The following is a 15,769-nucleotide window of genomic DNA, read 5'->3' as shown; positions in this document are numbered from 1 at the left end:
GAATAGAGGGAGCGCCGTTATCATGCCGGACCGTCTCTACGCGACCGATAACGCAGACTTCGAACGCCTGCTGTCACTGGGATTCACAGAAAGCGAAGCCAAGCGGCTTCTCTATCTGCGAGACCATGTCGATGAGCAAGTTGAATATCGCGAAATTCTCGAGGAAAGCCGTCGACTTAACTTTATCCGCTGGCTGATCGAGCACGATCGGATCAGCAGGTAATGCAGATAGATTAAGCCAGAAGAGCGGCGGGCCAGGAGCCTGCCGCTCTTTTTATCCCATGCTCGCCTCCTTTGCCTCCTTCCCCCAACCAGGAGCAGACCATCTAACGAGACAACAGGTCGCCTTCCCCGCCCCGCTGGAAAGCTTGCTCAAGCAGCTCGTTCACTGCTTCGCTCACCAGGCAGCCTCGCCGGAAGGCAGCAGCCCGCAGCGAAGCACTGGTAGGCCAGAGTGACTTCTGCCAGGTTTGCACCATAGTCGCCCGCCCTCCGCAGGAAAAAGCCTGCCCGAATGCCCTCCAGTGAAGATAGCTGGAGAGCAGCATTAGTTCCTAGAGTATTTCCGTTCTACAGTACGATATTGTCCGCGATCGTTGTGTTTCAGCACATAATGAAACAAAACAAGTTCCATAGCCGTATTGCGGGTGCCTGAGAGGCTGTCGCCGGCAGAGCGAAGGGAGATCGGGCCTGGGGCGCTCGTAGGGGAAGATCGCCGACGGGCAGGCTGAAGGGGGTCGGCAGCAAGGCGAAGTAAAAGCCGGCTGCCCGGGTCTGAGTAGGCCATAAGCCGAATTCTGTTCCCGCCATACCTTGCGGTGAGGCGGGTGGCAATCATCTCTCTGGGACGACGGTTACCCGCCGCCTCTAGCGACCAACCCGAGGGTTAACAGGCGAGCAACCTGCGAGCAGGCTCCGCTCGCGGCCTCCAGCGCGGCCCACGAGAGGACCTGCTACTCCCTCTGCTCGGTCTTGCTCCGGATGGGGTTTACCCGGCCAGGCGGTCACCCGCCTGCCGGTGGGCTCTTACCCCACCATTTCACCCTTACCCGCAGCGGCCTGTTGCCAGGCCGGCGGGCGGTATCGTTTCTGTGGCACTTTCCTTGGGGTCGCCCCCACTGGCCGTTAGCCAGCATCCTGCTCTGTGGAGTTCGGACTTTCCTCGAGCCAGCAGCCTGCCGTTCCCTCATCCCAGCCCGCCTTCTCGCGGGGCTGGAAGGCCGGGACCAAGAGAACGTTGGGCCAACCTGACCCGCGATTGCCTGGCCTGCTCAGGCCCGCGCAGCTGAATATAGAGTAGCACACTGGGAACGCGCCGTCTACAACGTTGACGAGCCTTATGCCGAGGCGTTACAATGACCTTGCTTACACCTGATTCAAACGGGCTACGAGTACGGAAACATTTCAGCCATGAGCACCGGTCGGCGCATTCGCTTAACCTCGCTCGCCAGTTGTGCCGGTTGAGCGGCCAAAATGGGCCCGGCGGCCCTGGCGCAGGTTCTGCGTCCCCTGAAAGCCCAGAACGTTCCGCCCTCTCTGCTCGTGGGCCTAAGCGCCGCCGACGATGCGGCAGTCTACCAGCTTAACGAGCAGCAGGCCATTATCAGCACGGCGGACTTCTTCCCGCCCGTGGTGGATGACCCTTATGTTTTTGGCGCGGTTGCTGCCGCTAACGCCATGAGCGATGTCTACGCTATGGGCGGTGAGGTGCTGATGGCCATCAATCTCGTTGCGTGGCCCGACGATCTCGACACGGAGCTGTTGAGCGAGATTCTGCGCGGCGGCGCTGAGACGGTAGCCCGAGCCCAGGCCGTCATCGCCGGCGGCCATACCGTCAGCGATCGCGAGCCAAAGTATGGGCTGGCCGTCACCGGCAGTGTCCACCCGCAGCGCATTTTTACCAAAGGCGGCGCCCAGCCAGGCGACCTGTTGGTCCTGAGCAAGCCACTGGGCACGGGTCTGATCACGACAGCCCACAAGCGCGATCAGGTCGCCGAGGAGGACCTCGCGGCTGCCTGCGCCTCGATGATGCATCTCAATCGCGAGGCCAGCCGTGCGCTGGCCGAGCTGGCAGCAAGCAGCGGAGGCGTGCACGCTGTGACCGATGTGACTGGCTTCGGCCTGCTCGGGCATGCCTGGGAAATGGCCTCACAGAGCCTGACCAGCATGCGCTTCACGTTCTCCTCGCTGCCGCTGCTGCCCCACGCTGCCGATTACGCGGCGCGCGGCTGCACTCCCGGTGGAACCAGCCGTAATCGGGCCTACTTCGGCCCCCATGTCCAACTTGGCCAGGCCCTGGACACGGTCGCGGAGGCCATCCTTTGGGACCCACAGACCTCGGGGGGCCTGCTGGCAGCGATCGCTCCGGAGCTATGGCCCCGCCTGGCCGCTCTGGCGCCCACAGTTCCATTCTGGCTCATCGGCGAGGTGACAACCAGGCACAATGAGGAGGCACAGGTGTTACTGGAGGTGTACTAACGACAATGGCTGCAGGATATAGAGCACTGGAAGAGGCCTTGGGCGTCGAGTTTCGCGACCTTGCTCTGTTGCAACTGGCCCTGACCCATCGCTCCTATATCTATGAAACGCCCGGTGCCGGGCGCGAGTCGAACGAGCGCCTGGAGTTTCTCGGCGATTCGATCCTGGCTTTTGTCTGCGCTGATTTCCTATACCGCACTTTTCCTCAGCTCAATGAGGGCGAGCTGAGCAATCTGCGCGCCGCTTTGGTGAAGACGGAGACCCTCGCCCAGTTCGCACGCGATCTGAACTTGCGCTCCTTCTTGCTCCTCGGTAAGGGCGAGCAGCAGAGCGCTGGCAGCCAGCGCGTGCTGGCCTCAGCCTTCGAGGCGCTGCTAGGAGCGATCTATCTCGATCAGGGACTGGAGGCCGTGCGCCGCGTGATTATTCCTCGCGTGGAGCCACTGGCCCATACGATCGTGGAAAAGCGCCTTTTCAAGGACAGCAAGTCTTTGCTCCAGGAACTGGCCCAGGCTCGCGAGGGCATCACCCCTTCCTATCGCCTGGTCAGTCAGGAAGGCCCTTCTCATAACCGCGAGTTCACGGTCGAGGTGCTCCTGGGCGAGCGGGTCATCGGTCGTGGCCAGGGACGCAATAAACAGGCAGCCGAGCAAGAGGCCGCCCATGCGGCTCTGGACAGCCGCGGCTGGCTGTAAGCCCGCCTGCCTGGCGGCTCTGCGCGCCTCAAAGGATTTGGAGAAAAAAGCACGATGCTTACTCTTTCAGGAAGAAAGGGTTGGATGGTTGGTTAGCAGGATAGGGAGGAGGAGAACACCATGCGACTGGAGCCGACGCCGCGTCCAGAGCAGACCCTGCGAGTCAGTGCGCGGCTGATCACAGCAAGCACGATCCTGCATTTGTCTTCTGATGAGCTGGAGCGCTGCATTAACCAGGAGCAGACCGAGAACCCAGCCCTGGAGGTTCAGGAGCAGCGCGTCTGCCTTTTCTGCGGAGCTTTGCTACGCGGTAGTGGCTCTGTCTGCGCTTCCTGCGGCCACTACGCACCGGCAAGCCTGGCCGAGGGCAGGACCTCGCTCGACGAGCCTGGAGATGGCCCTCTTTGGGAGCGCTTCTTCCAGCCTTTCTACGATATGGATAACTACGGCTTTGTCGAGGCCGACGCCGAGGCCGAAGATGATCCCCTGGCCCATATCGCTACCCCCGAGCCGCTGGCTGAACGCCTTCTCCAACAGCTCGAAGCTCTGATCCCCCCCGAAGAAGCCCCCATCGCCGAGCACCTGGTAGGCAATCTAAACGAGCGAGGCTATCTGGAGATCAGCACAGCCGAGATCAGCCGCTATCTCGATGTGCCCCTAGAGCGCGTCGAGTACGTCCTTAAACAACTTCAGACCCTGGAGCCGCTGGGCATCGGGGCCCGCGACTTACGCGAGTGCCTGCTGATCCAGCTAGAAGCCCTGGCCGAGCAGGAAACGCCTCACCCCCTGGCGCGCACGCTGATCGAGCGCTACCTCGACCGCCTGGGACGCAGTCAGTATCAGGAGATCGCCCGTGAGCTGAAGGTGCCCGAACAGGAGGTTCGAGCCGCAAGCGCTTACATCCGCAGCCGCTTATATCCTTTCCCCGCCCATACCTACCGCCTCGACGGCCATCCCTCTCAGCGAGAAAGCAGCGCTATGTATGTACGCCCCGACGTTATTATTCGCCGCGGCGATCATGGCTTCGAAGTCGAATTGATCGAGGAGAAGCGCTATCACCTGGCCGTTAACCGCGGCTATCGCGCTCCAGAGGGCGAGAGCACTAGCCCCGCCCTGCAGCGCTATTTCTCCCAGCAGAGCGAGCGAGCACGCTTCTTTATCGACTGTATCCAGCGCCGCTGGCGCACGCTGAAACAGGTGGCAGAGGTGGTTGTCGAGCAGCAGCGCGACTTTCTGGAGAGAGGGGTTCGCTACCTGCGCCCCTTGACCCGCGCCGAGGTGGCGGCCCGCCTCGGCCTCGACGAGGGAACGGTGAGCCGCGCTACTGCCAATAAGTACGCCTTACTCCCGAACGGGCGCCTGATCCCCTTCTCCGACTTTTTCGACAGTTCGTTGGGCGTCAAAGATATTTTGCGCGAGATCATCCAGCAGGAGGCTCCTCAGCGGCGCCTCAGCGATGAGGAGCTGCGCCGCTTGCTGGCCGAGCGCGGCATCTACCTGGCCCGGCGCACGGTAACCAAGTATCGCGAGGAAATGGGGATCGGCTCCTCACGTGAGCGCTGACGGACGCGCGTAGATGGTCCGCTCATGGTCGTAGATCACCATACCCGGACCACCTCCTTTCATATGGCGCACGTGACGCTGAAGCGTATAGTCAACAGGTACGCTGCTGTTGTCACGTGCCTGACTGTAATAGGCGGCCAGGCTGGCTGCCTGCTCAAGAGTACTGCGCGGCACCTGGCGACCCGCGGCCTTGATGATCACGTGGGCGCCAGGTACGCCGCGAGCGTGCAGCCAGACATCGTTGCCGCTCGCCTGGCGGAAGGTGACCTCCTCGTTCTGACGGCTGTTGCGCCCGACTAAAATAGTGAAACCATCGCGACTCTGCAGGGAGAGCGGGACCCCTCCCCCCGGAGGCAGGGCCTTTGCCCGGCTAGCCTTCTTTTTGCCCGCCTTTTTCTGCTCCTCGGAACCTTTCCTCCCATGCAGATAACCAGCCGCCTGAATCTCAGCCTTGACCAGCTCGATCTCTTCGGGCGTCTCGGCCAGCATCAGGTCGGTCTGCAGCTGTTCCAACGTGGCCAGCTCCGCCTGATTGCGCTCAATCTGCTCAGGCAAGAGAGCCGCTGCCCGCCGCAGCTTCTGATACCTGGCAAAGAGCCGGTTGGCATTGCCGACAGCGTCGAGGCGCGGATCAAGCTCGATGGTGACCCTGGGCGGCTCCTCCTGGGCAAGGTCGGCAGCAAAGAGATCGGGCAGGCTGACCTGCTTTTGGCCTCGCTCGATCTCGTGCTGGAAGGTAAGCAGCAGCTCGCCCTGCCGCCGATAGTTCTCGGCCTCGGCGAGGGCCTGTTGCTCTTCCTCCAGGGCGGCAGCCCGCCGGCGGCAGCGCTCGATCTGGGTCTGGAGCAGCTTGCGCAGCGGTGCCCGCCGGCTCTCAAGAGCATCGAGCCACTCACTCCGGGCATAAAAGTCGTCGATCAGAACGTTGATTGAAGCCGCTTCGCGGATGCGTACCCCCTCCACGGCCCTATACTGCTCCAGCACGTAGGGAGCAAAAGCCAGGGGACGGCCCTGTCTTCGGGACTGCGGCTCCTCCTCCGCCGAGGATCCTTCAAGGCGCTCCACGAGCTGGGGCCGCCAACGATGTGTATCGTAGAGGGCCGCCAGCTCACGGATATTCCAGGCCAGTTCTTCCCACTGTTCCGGACGAAGCTCCAACCCGGCCTCGCTCTCGCCCAGTGTACGATAGACGGCCTCGCGCGCCAGTAGGGGACTGAAGCCGAGCAGGTGACGAACGAGCAGCTGCCAGAGCCTGGGGACCACCTCTTTATGCCGCTGCGAGGCTTTGACCACCTCCTCCGCCGCGGGCGCCGGTTCCCCCTCCTCATTTCCCGGCAGGATGGCCAATTGGGAGGCCGTGACCGTCGTCGGCTCCAGGCGCGGCAGGAGCTGCCCGGCAAAGCTCCGCTGCTGGGGTGGCGGCGGCACATAGGGCACATTGGGCATGATCACGCGATAGCGGTTTATGTCCGAACCAACGCGCTTATGGCAGCCGAGGATCAGACCCTCCTCGTTGCAGAGCACAATATTGCTGGTACGCCCCATAATCTCGGCGATCAGACGCAGCCGCTGATACTGATAGCCGGCAACCGGCTCGGCAGCCAGGTCCTGCCCAGGCCACTCAGGTCGCTCATCAGGCGCCAGAGCCGGCATGGCCTTTTTGTCTTCCTCCTGGTCGTCGCGCCAGACTCGCGCGCGAAAGATGAGATGAAGGACCCGCTCCCAGCGCGGTTGCTCGATGGCCTCGAGGCGCGCCCCCTCCAGATACTTGCGGAGTAGCATTACAAAAGGGGGTGGCTCAGGAACCGCCCGCGGCGGTTTGCGCAGCGTCAGATGCAAACGTGCAAGTTGCGGATGCGCCGAGAGATAGAGCCAGCGCTTCTGGCCCTTCTCATCCACACCTGCCCGCGGCGGACAGTAGCACTCAATAGCAATAGAGTGCTCGGTGGGAGGGATCACTGTCTCGATACGCGCACCCGTCAGGAGCGCGCGCAGCTCGTCAGCAACAGCCGCAAGGGTGATGGCGTCGACATACATGTGAGAAACCTCACCGGTGGCTATAGCGTTTCGGGATATTGTACAATTATAGCAGTCCTGGTTCATCCCTTACGCTGGGCAAGCGCCAGGGAGAGCAGAGCGGCCCCCTTTGCGCAGTCTTCTACCCAAGCGTTGCGCCCCCGGGAAGCCTGATCTGCAGTTCGCGCTGCCCGCGTAGCTCGGTCGGCCTGCTCATCAGCTCGATCGAACAGTCAAGGGCTTAGCAGTCCCCTCGGGGCGGCAGATCTCTTGGAGAGGAGCTATCAGCCGTCTCGCCTGTTTGCTTGTCTGTCTGCCTGGCCAGGCCAACACGCACGCCGATAGGTCAGATGCCAGCCGACAAGGATGTCCACCGCGCCCCACTCGCCAGACAGCTCTCCAGGGAGGGGAAGCGCTTGCCCTGCATGCCAGTCGTGGACGGTGGCGGGATGACCGGACAAGACCAGACCTGCTCGGGCGTTCGCCCGGCCCGTGCCGTGGTAGGTGCGCCGGCCGGGATGCGCCTGGGATAGCAGCAGAGCGGAGCATAGCACAGTAGCGCAGGAAAAGCAGCATGCATCTTGAGATGGAGCCTACAGCCGAGAGAGAGAGCGCCACGCTCCGGCCAGGGGAGAAGCAAGGACTGCTTTTTGTGCTGTCCGCCCCCTCGGGGACGGGCAAGGATAGCGTCATTCAGGCGCTGAAGCGGCAAGGCATGGACTTTCATGTGGTGGCTTCGGTGACGACGCGCGCTCCCCGACCCGGAGAGAGCGAAGGCCACCCTTATCATTTCATTAGCTACGAGGAGTTTCAGCAGCTTGTGGCGAATGACGAGCTGATCGAGTACGCCAACGTCCACGGCCACTGGTATGGACAGCCCCGCCGCCAGATTAAGGAGCATCTGGCAGCAGGCCGCGACGTCCTGCTGAAGGTCGATGTCCAGGGCGCCGCGACCATTCGACAGAAGATTCCCCAGGCCATCCTTATTTTCCTGGCCCCACAGACCCAGGAGGAGCTGGCTCAGCGCCTGAGCCGGCGACAGACAGAAGATGCCGAACAATTTCGCCGGCGTCTGGCCGATGCCGCCAATGAGCTGGCTCAGTACCGCTGGTACGATTATCTGGTCATCAATCGCGAGGGCCAGCTCGCCCAAGCGGTCGAGCAGGTTCGGGCGATTATGATCGCCGAACATTGCCGCGTTCAGCCGCGTTACGTGGAACTGTAAGGCAGCTTTAGAGCTTTGAGAGGAGGCCGTATGACGGATATACGTTTCGAGCAATCCGGTACCAAAGAGCGTAACTTAGCAATGGAGCTGGTACGTGTTACCGAGGCAGCGGCCCTGAGCGCAGGTCGCTGGATGGGACGGGGCGATAAGGAGAAGGCCGATCAGGCCGCCGTGGATGCCATGCGCCAGGCCCTGGATGGCGTGGATATGGATGGCGTAGTCGTCATCGGCGAGGGCGAGAAGGACGAGGCTCCCATGCTCTATATCGGGGAACGCGTTGGGAATGGCGCCCCTCCCCAAGTAGATGTTGCCGTTGATCCCATCGATGGAACACGCTTACTCTCCCTGGGCCTGCCAGGAGCACTGGCCGTTGTCGCCACTGCCGAGCGCGGTACCATGTATTCCGCACCGCCCGGGGTCTTCTATATGGAGAAGATCGCCGTCGGTCCCGTCGCCAGGGACGTGATCGACATCAATGCCCCGGTCACAGTCAACCTGGAGCGGATCGCCCGCGCCAAGGACGCGCAGATCGACGATCTGACAGTCATTATTCTGGACCGCCCGCGCCACCAGGAAATCATTCGCCAGATTCGCCAGGCGGGCGCCCGCATCCGCCTGATCAGCGATGGCGATGTGGCCGCAGCCATTCTGGCGGCAATGGAGGACTATCGCGGCGTCGATGTCTTGATGGGGATCGGCGGAGCGCCCGAGGCCGTTCTGGCCGCTGCCGCTATCAAGTGCCTGGGCGGCGCTATGCAGTGCAAGGTCTGGCCACGCTCAGAAGAGGAACGCGAGAAGTTTAAGGCCGAAGGAATCGACCTCGACCAGGTGCTGACGATCGATGATCTGGTGCGCAGCAACGATGTCGCTTTTGCCGCTACAGGCATCACGAGCGGCGAGTTACTCGACGGTGTTCAGTACTTTGGATGGGGCGCCCGGACTTCCTCCATCATGATGCGCTCCCGCTCCGGCACCGTACGCTATATCCAGGCGCGCCATAAGTGGCGCCGCGGCCTGGCTCAGACCACGCGCTAGCCAGTAAGTCGTCCCAACCCGCTGCTGGTCGATTGTCCTCTGGGACCGGTGGCCTCTCTGCTCTTTCCCCCGCCCCCGCTGCGGCGAGGTCCCTCTGCTCGCTCACTTCGACGAGCATGGAGTGGCATCAAGGCCACTAGAGAGGCCACCACCCACCCCTCCTTCTCCTGTCTCTCCCTCTTTCTTTCCTTCTTTCTCCCTTCCTTTCTTCACTTTCTCTCACCGCGACCTTCTTCGCTTCATGACCCCCTCGGGCAAAAGCGCTCGCCCGGACTGACCAATCAAGGGCATCTGTAACCAGATAGCGTATTGTTCTGAGAGACAGAGCTGGCGCCGGCCTTGTCCACAGCGACGCAAGTGACAGTTCAGAAGCAGTCAGATCAGTGAAGGAGGCCCTCTTTATGCCTGTATCACCTTCCCCAGGCTACCTCTCGGCTCGCCGGCAAGGCAAACGGCTCAAACCCGGCTTCTTCTGCCCCCGAGGAATCATGTCCTTCAGCCTCTTGCTTCCTCTGGCCATTGTCACTAGCCTGCTCCTCCTGGCGGCCTGCGGCGGCGGCAGCACGGCCATCAACGCCACGCCGACAGCCAGCTATACCGCACCAACGACTGGCCCTTCGCCAACTTCACAGGCGACGCAGTCCTCTACGGGCACGCTCAATACAGTGCAAGTGCAAATTATCGAGCAGAACGGGCGCTACCAGTTTTCACCAGCAACGCTCACGATCAAGAAGGGGACAAAGGTCGAGTGGATCAACAAGTCGGATGCACCCCACACCGTGACCAGCGACAGCGGGGCTTTCAGCGCCTCTAACACTCTTGAGGAGGGCCAGACCTTCAGCCTGGTCTTTACAACGGCAGGAACCTATCGCTATCACTGCAGCATTCACAGCTACATGACCGCCACCATCGTAGTGACGGCCTGATGAGCGGCAAGAAGACTGGGACTGCGAGCAGGCCAACCGGGGGCTCGTTTCAGGCCCTAACCTCAGCAGTGATGCCTGTCGGCCACTGCTCAAGCGGAGAGACAGGGGCTGAAGCGAGTCCCAATCGCTCTGCAAGCATGCCTTGAGGAGAAGAGTCCTGGCCGACCATCAGCTTTCACGAGCAAGCTGGCTGGCGGCTCACAGGCGCTGGAGCTTCTCGATCACCGCATCGGCCACCTGGGAAGTTCCGACCGCCGTCGGATCATCAGGGCGCGGCTTCAGATCATAGGTGACGTTCTTCCCTTCGGCGATGACCTGAGCGATGGCCTTTTCCAGGCGATTGGCGGCCTCCTTCTCGCCCAGATGACGAAGCATCAGAACGCCGGAGAACATCATAGCCATTGGGTTGACCTTATTCTGTCCGGCATACTTCGGGGCACTGCCATGCACCGGCTCAAAGACCGCGTAGTGGTTGCCGATATTGGCTCCAGGCGCTACACCCAGCCCACCGATCAGACCCGCCGATAGGTCGGAAACAATATCGCCGTAGAGATTGGGAAGCACCAAAACATCGTATTGTTCCGGTTTCTGAACAAGCTGCATACAAATATTGTCGACGATGCGGTCCTCAAACTGGATATCGGGATACTCGCGGGCCACCTCTTGGGCTGTGGCCAGAAAGAGACCATCGGAGAATTTCATAATATTGGCTTTATGAATAGCGGTGACCTTGCGACGACCATGCTCACGAGCATAGTTAAAAGCAAAGCGCACGATCCGACGGCTGGCGGCCAGCGAAATATACTTGAGGCTGATGGCCGATTCGGGGTCCAGGCGCGTGCCGGTCGTGCGCTCTACCAGATCGATCAGCTCGGCCAGCTCAGGTGAGCCGCGCTGAAATTCGATACCGGCGTAGAGATCCTCGGTGTTCTCGCGCACGATGATGAGATCGACATGCTCGTAGCGGGAGCGAAGTCCAGGGTAGGTCTTAGCCGGGCGAACGTTGGCATACAGGTCGAGCTTTTTGCGCAGAGTGACGTTGGCGCTGCGTACCCCCTTGCCAACAGGGGTAGTAATCGGCCCCTTGAGAGCCACCCTGGTACGCTTGATGGACTCAATGACTTCGTCGGGCAGAATGGTCCCTTGCTTCTCCAGGGTTTCCATCCCTGCCTGGCAGACCTCCCAGTGGAACTCCACTCCCGTCGCCTCCAGCACGCGGCGGGTTGCCGTGGTGATCTCCGGTCCGGTCCCATCTCCGGGAATGAGGGTTACCGCATGCGGCATGAAGTCCTCCAGAACTGCAGAGTTTTTTTGTAGCCAAGAGGTTGAGCAATCATGTAGAGATTATAGCACGAGTGCCAGCCACCAGCCCACCGCTGCCAGCAGCCCCCGACTGAAAGGGGGAGCGACCGGCCCTAGCGCTGATCAGAGTCAGCGGGCGTGGCCGCCAGCGAGGCAGGCTTCCCTTTGGTGGCCCGTGTCGAGGTCGAAGCCGCTGTCTGCGTCTCTTGCTTGCCGACGCTCTGGCTACCCTGGCTACTCTCCGCAGTCTCTGTTGTCTTCCCCGCACCTACCTTCTTACCGGTACTGTTCTTCTCCCTCGTACTCTTCTTCCCCTTGCTCTTCTTATTAGAAGCGGAGGCTTTAGTCGTGCTGCGTCTGCGTATGCTGCTGCCTGTCACCTTCCCGTTGGAGGCCGCCTGCGAGCCTTTGGTCGTCCGCCGGCTCTTGCCGGTAGAGGCTGTGAGCGAGACTGTCTCCTGGCTGGCCGCCGATGATTCGCCGCTCTCTGGTAGCCCATCTGCGCTTTGCTCCCCCTCGGTCGGAGTCTTCTTGCGTCGAGAGGACCTGCCGCGCTGGTGAGAGACCAGACCATTCTGCTGGGGTCGCTCCTCGGGATTCTGCTGAGGCAGCACGACCTCCTCATAGCAGACCGGCTCCTGGCTGCCACGAGGGATCACCATCAGCCCACCACAGCGGGGGCAGGGTTCCGGCACTGGGCGCTCCCAGATGGCAAAATTGCATGTCGGGTAATTGCTGCAGCCATAGAAGATGCGCCTCGTCTGGCGCGTCTTGCGCTCGACCAGATCGCCACCACACTGGGGGCACAAAGCCCCAGTCTTATTGACGAAGGAGCGCCCATAGCGGCATTCTGGGAAGCCAGAGCAGGAGATGAACCGTCCGAAGCGTCCGCTGCGGATCACCAGCTTGCGGCCACATTCGGGGCACAGCTCGTCTAGCTCCTCGACCGGCTTCTGCACCCGGTCCATCTCAGCCTCCGCTCTGGCGACCGTCTCTTTGAAGGTCTCATAGAAATCGCGCAGGAACTCCGTCCAGGACTGGCGCCCCTCCTCCACATTGTCCAGCTTCTGCTCCATATCGGCGGTGAAGCCGACGTCGACGATCTCGGGGAAGTGCTTATTGAGCAGCTCGTTGACTGTCTCGCCAAGCCAGGTTGGCACAAAGCGACGCTGTTCCTGCGTGACGTAGCCACGCTCCTGAATGGTCGAGATGATAGGTACGTAGGTACTGGGGCGTCCGATGCCCAGCTCTTCCAGCTCTTTGATCAGGCTGGCTTCGGTGTAGCGCGGAGGCGGCTGGGTAAAATGCTGCTGTGGCTTCAGCTGGTGGAGAGCCAGCACCTCGTCGACAGCCAGTACCGGCAGAAGGCGCTCTTCCTCATCTCGCGGCCAGACTGCATAGAAGCCGGGGAAACGCAGATGGGAGCCGCTGGCCCGAAAGACGTACTGACCCGCCACAATATCGGCGCGGACCGTATCGAAGAGAGCCGGAGCCATAAAGCTGGCCACGAAGCGTCGCCAGATCAAGCTATAGAGCTTGTACTGATCGGGCGTCAGGTACTCGCGCACCAGCTCAGGCGTAAGCGTCACATCGGTCGGACGGATCGCCTCATGGGCATCCTGGGCGGTGGCCTTGAGCTTGCCCACGCGCCCCGGTCCGACGAAAGGCTGGCCATAGGTCTGCTCAATAAAGCGACGCACGTTGGCCTTGGCCTCATCAGAGACGCGGGTCGAGTCGGTGCGCATGTAGGTAATCAGTCCCTGGGAGCCGCGCGGCCCCAGCTCGATGCCCTCGTAGAGTTGCTGGGCCAGGCTCATTGTCTTCTTCGGCTTAAAGTAGAGGCGAGAGGAGGCATCTTGCTGCATGGTGCTGGTCGTATAGGGAAAGGGAGGCTGGCGGCGTACTTCGCGCTGCAGCAGGCGCCAGACCGTGAAGTTTGCTCCTCGCAGCTCGGCCAGAATGGCTTCGGCTTCCCGCTGATTGCCGATATGCAAACGCCGCCGAGTCTCCTCAGCGCGCCGTTCGCTCTCGCCCTCCGGCCCCCCCTCACTCTCCTCACCCTCGGCTGCAGCCTCTTCTTCTCCCTCGGCTGGTGGCTGACCGGCCAGTTCGGTGAAGCGCGCCACCAGGGTGGCTTCAAAACGCTCCTGCTCGCCCAGCTTGCTCAGCAAGGCCGTAATCGTCCAGTACTCCTGAGGAACAAAGTCGCGAATCTGTCGCTCACGATCGCAGATCAGGCGCAAGGCGACCGACTGCACGCGCCCGGCGCTGGTGCCCGACTGCACGCGCCGCCAGAGAAGAGGACTGATCTTGTAGCCCACCAGACGATCAAGCACTCGACGCGCCTGCTGTGCATTGAAGAGATCTTCGTTAATAGTCCGCGGCTTCTGAATGGCCTCCTGTACTGCTTTGCGCGTAATCTCATTAAAGACAGCGCGGCGCGGATTCTTGAGTCCCAGGGTCTGCATCAGGGACCAGGCGATGAACTCTCCCTCGCGATCTGGGTCGGGGGCCAGATAAACTTCCTCGGCCTTCTTCGACGCCGCCTTCAGCTCGGCAATGACGCCCTTTCGCTCCTCGATAATCTCGTACTGTGGCGCAAAATCCTTGCGCGTGTTGACGCCAAGGCCCTTCTTGGGCAGATCAATAATGTGCCCCATGGAGGCGCGTACTTCGAAATCGCGCCCGAGGAACTTCTCGATGGTCTTGGCTTTTGCCGGAGACTCAACAATGACAAGCTTCTTTGCCATTAATCAACCTGTACCCGATTTGCAGATGTTATCCTTTTGAACGCCAGGTGAGCCGTTCAATCTCACAGGATAGGATAGCACACGTTGACAAGGGGGGTGGCAAACCGGGCTACTGGCCAAGGGCCTCCACAGGCTGCCACTTCTCTCCCTACTCATTACGTGTATGCTTTCTGAGTGAGATAACACAAGACGGCCCCCCGATCTTCCCCCAACAGCCAGGCGAGTGGCCCCACTTTCCTGCAGACCCCGGCTTTTTCCTCACTGGGAGTACAATAGTGGAGAATACGCCCCTTTCGCAGCTCTTACTTACTTTCTTTCTTGCTTTGAGGGCGAGAGCAGGGTTGACCCTGGCTCCAAACAGCTTGAGAGCGCGAGAGGAGCGCGTGGGCAGAAGATGGATGGGAGGGTTGATAGATGCCTGGTACTTTTGAGCGACGCAGACAGCGATCCGCTCGTGATCATCAGGGCCGGGGATCGTCCCTGTCCGGCCGACTACTGGCGATACTCCGGTCGCTTTTGATCTATAGCTGCACCCTTAGTCTACTCCTGCTCAGCAGTGCCTGTGAGCCTGTCTGGAAAAGCGGCTCGGGGTCGGCCCTTGAGCGAGCTGGCGGCATTCCCAAGCGAGCAACTGCCACGCCGACCCCCACACCGACCCCCACGCCAATCCCTCGGCCAGTAGAGCAGTATGGCTTCCAGAAAGGGATCGTCTATCCTGGCTGGAGTCGAAGCGCTTATGGCCTGAGCGATCGCCGCTGGCAGGAGAGCCTACAAGAGATCCGGCGCAGCACGGCCGCCGAGTGGCTGGAGATGCCAGTACTTTTCTCCCAATCGACCCCAGACGCCATCGATATCGGCCTGGACCAGGCAGCGCCCAGCGTCGCCTCCTTTGTTGCTGGTGTGCGCAAAGCTCACGAGGTCGGCTTCAAAGTCTTTCTCGCCCCCTTGCTGACCGTACGCCAACCGGGCGGCTGGGCCGCCCTGGTCATGCCAGCTCCCGAGCAGCAGCAGCGCTGGTTTGACCGCTACTGGCAGGCCCTACGGCCCTATGTTGAGGCGGCCGAGGCCAACGGAGTGGAACAGATCGCCCTGGCGACCGAAATGGAGTGGCTGCAGAGCAACGCCCCCAGCGCTCTCTGGCGCCAGCTCATCGAGCGCGTTCGTAGCATCTACACCGGCAACCTGACCTATGACATCAACTGGTCCACGATGGATCAGCCGCCAGCGTGGCTGCGTGATCCCCGCCTTACCTTCATCGGCGTCTCCGAGTACATTTCCCTCAGCGACGCCCCCGTACGCCTGGATGCTCAAACCATGATCGTCCTCTGGCGCGAACAAATCAAGACCCGACTCGATGAGCTTGCCGAGCAGCTGAACCGGCGCATCGTCATCAGCGAAATTGGCTATCGCAATAGTGCCGACGCGCTCTATCAGGTCTGGTCGCCCACCTCCGCGGCCCCAGCCGATCCTCAGCAGCAGGCCGATGCCTACAACGCCGCCCTCACCAATGTCATGGCCGATGAGCATATTGCCGGCATCTTCTTTTGGGGCTGGGACGGCGTAGCCCGCTTCTCGATCCGCGGCCAGCAGGCCGCCGCCGTGCTGCATCGCTGGTACAGCGGCGCCGGTACCAGCGGATCATCCTGAGGTAAGGCCGGGCAAGCTCTGGAGTTGGCCTTCGTTTCTCGGCCAGCCCAGGGGAACGGGATGCCGGTTCGATTCAGGCTCGGGACCGGAGCCGAGCATCACCAGCCAGCCTCTCTGCGGGAGCTACAGCGG

The 15,769-nt window shown here is 61.5% G+C and carries 11 protein-coding genes and 1 other RNA gene; 8 read left to right on the top strand and 4 right to left on the bottom strand.

The window, feature by feature from the left end:
* On the top strand, positions 1-223 hold a 223-nt coding region (locus tag ACFMO7_RS06090), incomplete at its 5' end, for a hypothetical protein (RefSeq protein ID WP_376794624.1).
* A 548-nt stretch (positions 224-771) separates the two neighbouring features.
* On the opposite strand, the gene rnpB is transcribed toward ACFMO7_RS06090, so the two are convergent.
* Positions 772-1,274, bottom strand: an RNA gene (rnpB, locus tag ACFMO7_RS06085) — RNase P RNA component class A.
* A gap of 136 nt (positions 1,275-1,410) precedes the next feature.
* Here rnpB and selD point away from each other — a divergent pair.
* The 3 genes from selD (at position 1,411) to rpoN (ending at position 4,736) form a co-directional block, all read left to right on the top strand.
* Positions 1,411-2,478 carry a selenide, water dikinase SelD gene (selD, locus tag ACFMO7_RS06080; RefSeq protein ID WP_376794623.1) on the top strand — a complete coding sequence of 356 codons (1,068 nt, stop codon included), beginning with the start codon at positions 1,411-1,413 and terminating at the stop codon, positions 2,476-2,478.
* Positions 2,479-2,483: 5 nt separating this feature from the next.
* A complete protein-coding gene (gene rnc / locus ACFMO7_RS06075; RefSeq protein ID WP_376794622.1) occupies positions 2,484-3,173 on the top strand; it encodes a ribonuclease III in 690 nt (229 codons plus the stop codon).
* A gap of 120 nt (positions 3,174-3,293) precedes the next feature.
* On the top strand, positions 3,294-4,736 hold the full coding sequence (gene rpoN, locus ACFMO7_RS06070) for an RNA polymerase factor sigma-54 (protein ID WP_376794621.1): 1,443 nt from the start codon (positions 3,294-3,296) through the stop codon (positions 4,734-4,736).
* On the opposite strand, the gene ACFMO7_RS06065 is transcribed toward rpoN, so the two are convergent.
* Complete coding sequence (locus ACFMO7_RS06065; protein WP_376794620.1) at positions 4,722-6,773, bottom strand: NFACT family protein; 2,052 nt, start codon at positions 6,771-6,773, stop codon at positions 4,722-4,724. The genes rpoN and ACFMO7_RS06065 overlap by 15 nt on opposite strands.
* A 553-nt stretch (positions 6,774-7,326) precedes the next feature.
* Between ACFMO7_RS06065 and gmk the strand changes: the two genes are divergently transcribed.
* From gmk to ACFMO7_RS06050, 3 genes are all read left to right on the top strand, one after another.
* The gene (gene gmk / locus ACFMO7_RS06060; RefSeq protein ID WP_376794619.1) at positions 7,327-7,977 is read left to right on the top strand and encodes a guanylate kinase; all 651 of its coding nucleotides are present in this window, start codon (positions 7,327-7,329) and stop codon (positions 7,975-7,977) included.
* Positions 7,978-8,007: 30 nt separating this feature from the next.
* Complete coding sequence (glpX, locus tag ACFMO7_RS06055) at positions 8,008-9,012, top strand: class II fructose-bisphosphatase (protein WP_376794618.1); 1,005 nt, start codon at positions 8,008-8,010, stop codon at positions 9,010-9,012.
* A gap of 401 nt (positions 9,013-9,413) precedes the next feature.
* Positions 9,414-9,938: a plastocyanin/azurin family copper-binding protein gene (locus tag ACFMO7_RS06050; RefSeq protein ID WP_376794617.1), complete on the top strand. Its 525-nt coding sequence runs from the start codon at positions 9,414-9,416 to the stop codon at positions 9,936-9,938.
* Between the two features lie 198 nt (positions 9,939-10,136).
* Here the strand turns inward: ACFMO7_RS06050 and ACFMO7_RS06045 are convergent, their stop codons facing one another.
* On the bottom strand, positions 10,137-11,222 hold the full coding sequence (locus ACFMO7_RS06045) for an isocitrate/isopropylmalate dehydrogenase family protein (RefSeq protein WP_376794616.1): 1,086 nt from the start codon (positions 11,220-11,222) through the stop codon (positions 10,137-10,139).
* 131 nt (positions 11,223-11,353) lie between these two features.
* Positions 11,354-13,990 carry a type I DNA topoisomerase gene (topA, locus tag ACFMO7_RS06040; protein ID WP_376794615.1) on the bottom strand — a complete coding sequence of 879 codons (2,637 nt, stop codon included), beginning with the start codon at positions 13,988-13,990 and terminating at the stop codon, positions 11,354-11,356.
* A gap of 414 nt (positions 13,991-14,404) precedes the next feature.
* Between topA and ACFMO7_RS06035 the strand changes: the two genes are divergently transcribed.
* Entirely contained in the window at positions 14,405-15,637 is a 1,233-nt protein-coding gene (locus tag ACFMO7_RS06035) for a hypothetical protein (protein WP_376794614.1), read from the top strand.
* The last annotated feature ends 132 nt before the right edge of the window (positions 15,638-15,769 follow it).

The sequence above is a fragment of the Thermogemmatispora sp. genome (genome assembly GCF_042408735.1).
Classification (GTDB): Bacteria; Chloroflexota; Ktedonobacteria; order Ktedonobacterales; family Ktedonobacteraceae; genus Thermogemmatispora.
This window is presented reverse-complemented; position numbering and strand designations above follow the sequence as displayed.

Excerpts from the sequence above, each read along its gene's own strand:
- ACFMO7_RS06065 (WP_376794620.1), bottom strand. The coding sequence starts at position 6,773 with ATGTATGTCGACGCCATCACCCTTGCGGCTGTTGCTGACGAGCTGCGC.
- gmk (WP_376794619.1), top strand. The coding sequence starts at position 7,327 with ATGCATCTTGAGATGGAGCCTACAGCCGAGAGAGAGAGCGCCACGCTC.
- rnc (WP_376794622.1), top strand. The coding sequence starts at position 2,484 with ATGGCTGCAGGATATAGAGCACTGGAAGAGGCCTTGGGCGTCGAGTTT.
- ACFMO7_RS06035 (WP_376794614.1), top strand. The coding sequence starts at position 14,405 with ATGCCTGGTACTTTTGAGCGACGCAGACAGCGATCCGCTCGTGATCAT.
- ACFMO7_RS06050 (WP_376794617.1), top strand. The coding sequence starts at position 9,414 with ATGCCTGTATCACCTTCCCCAGGCTACCTCTCGGCTCGCCGGCAAGGC.
- ACFMO7_RS06045 (WP_376794616.1), bottom strand. The coding sequence starts at position 11,222 with ATGCCGCATGCGGTAACCCTCATTCCCGGAGATGGGACCGGACCGGAG.
- topA (WP_376794615.1), bottom strand. The coding sequence starts at position 13,990 with ATGGCAAAGAAGCTTGTCATTGTTGAGTCTCCGGCAAAAGCCAAGACC.
- glpX (WP_376794618.1), top strand. The coding sequence starts at position 8,008 with ATGACGGATATACGTTTCGAGCAATCCGGTACCAAAGAGCGTAACTTA.
- rpoN (WP_376794621.1), top strand. The coding sequence starts at position 3,294 with ATGCGACTGGAGCCGACGCCGCGTCCAGAGCAGACCCTGCGAGTCAGT.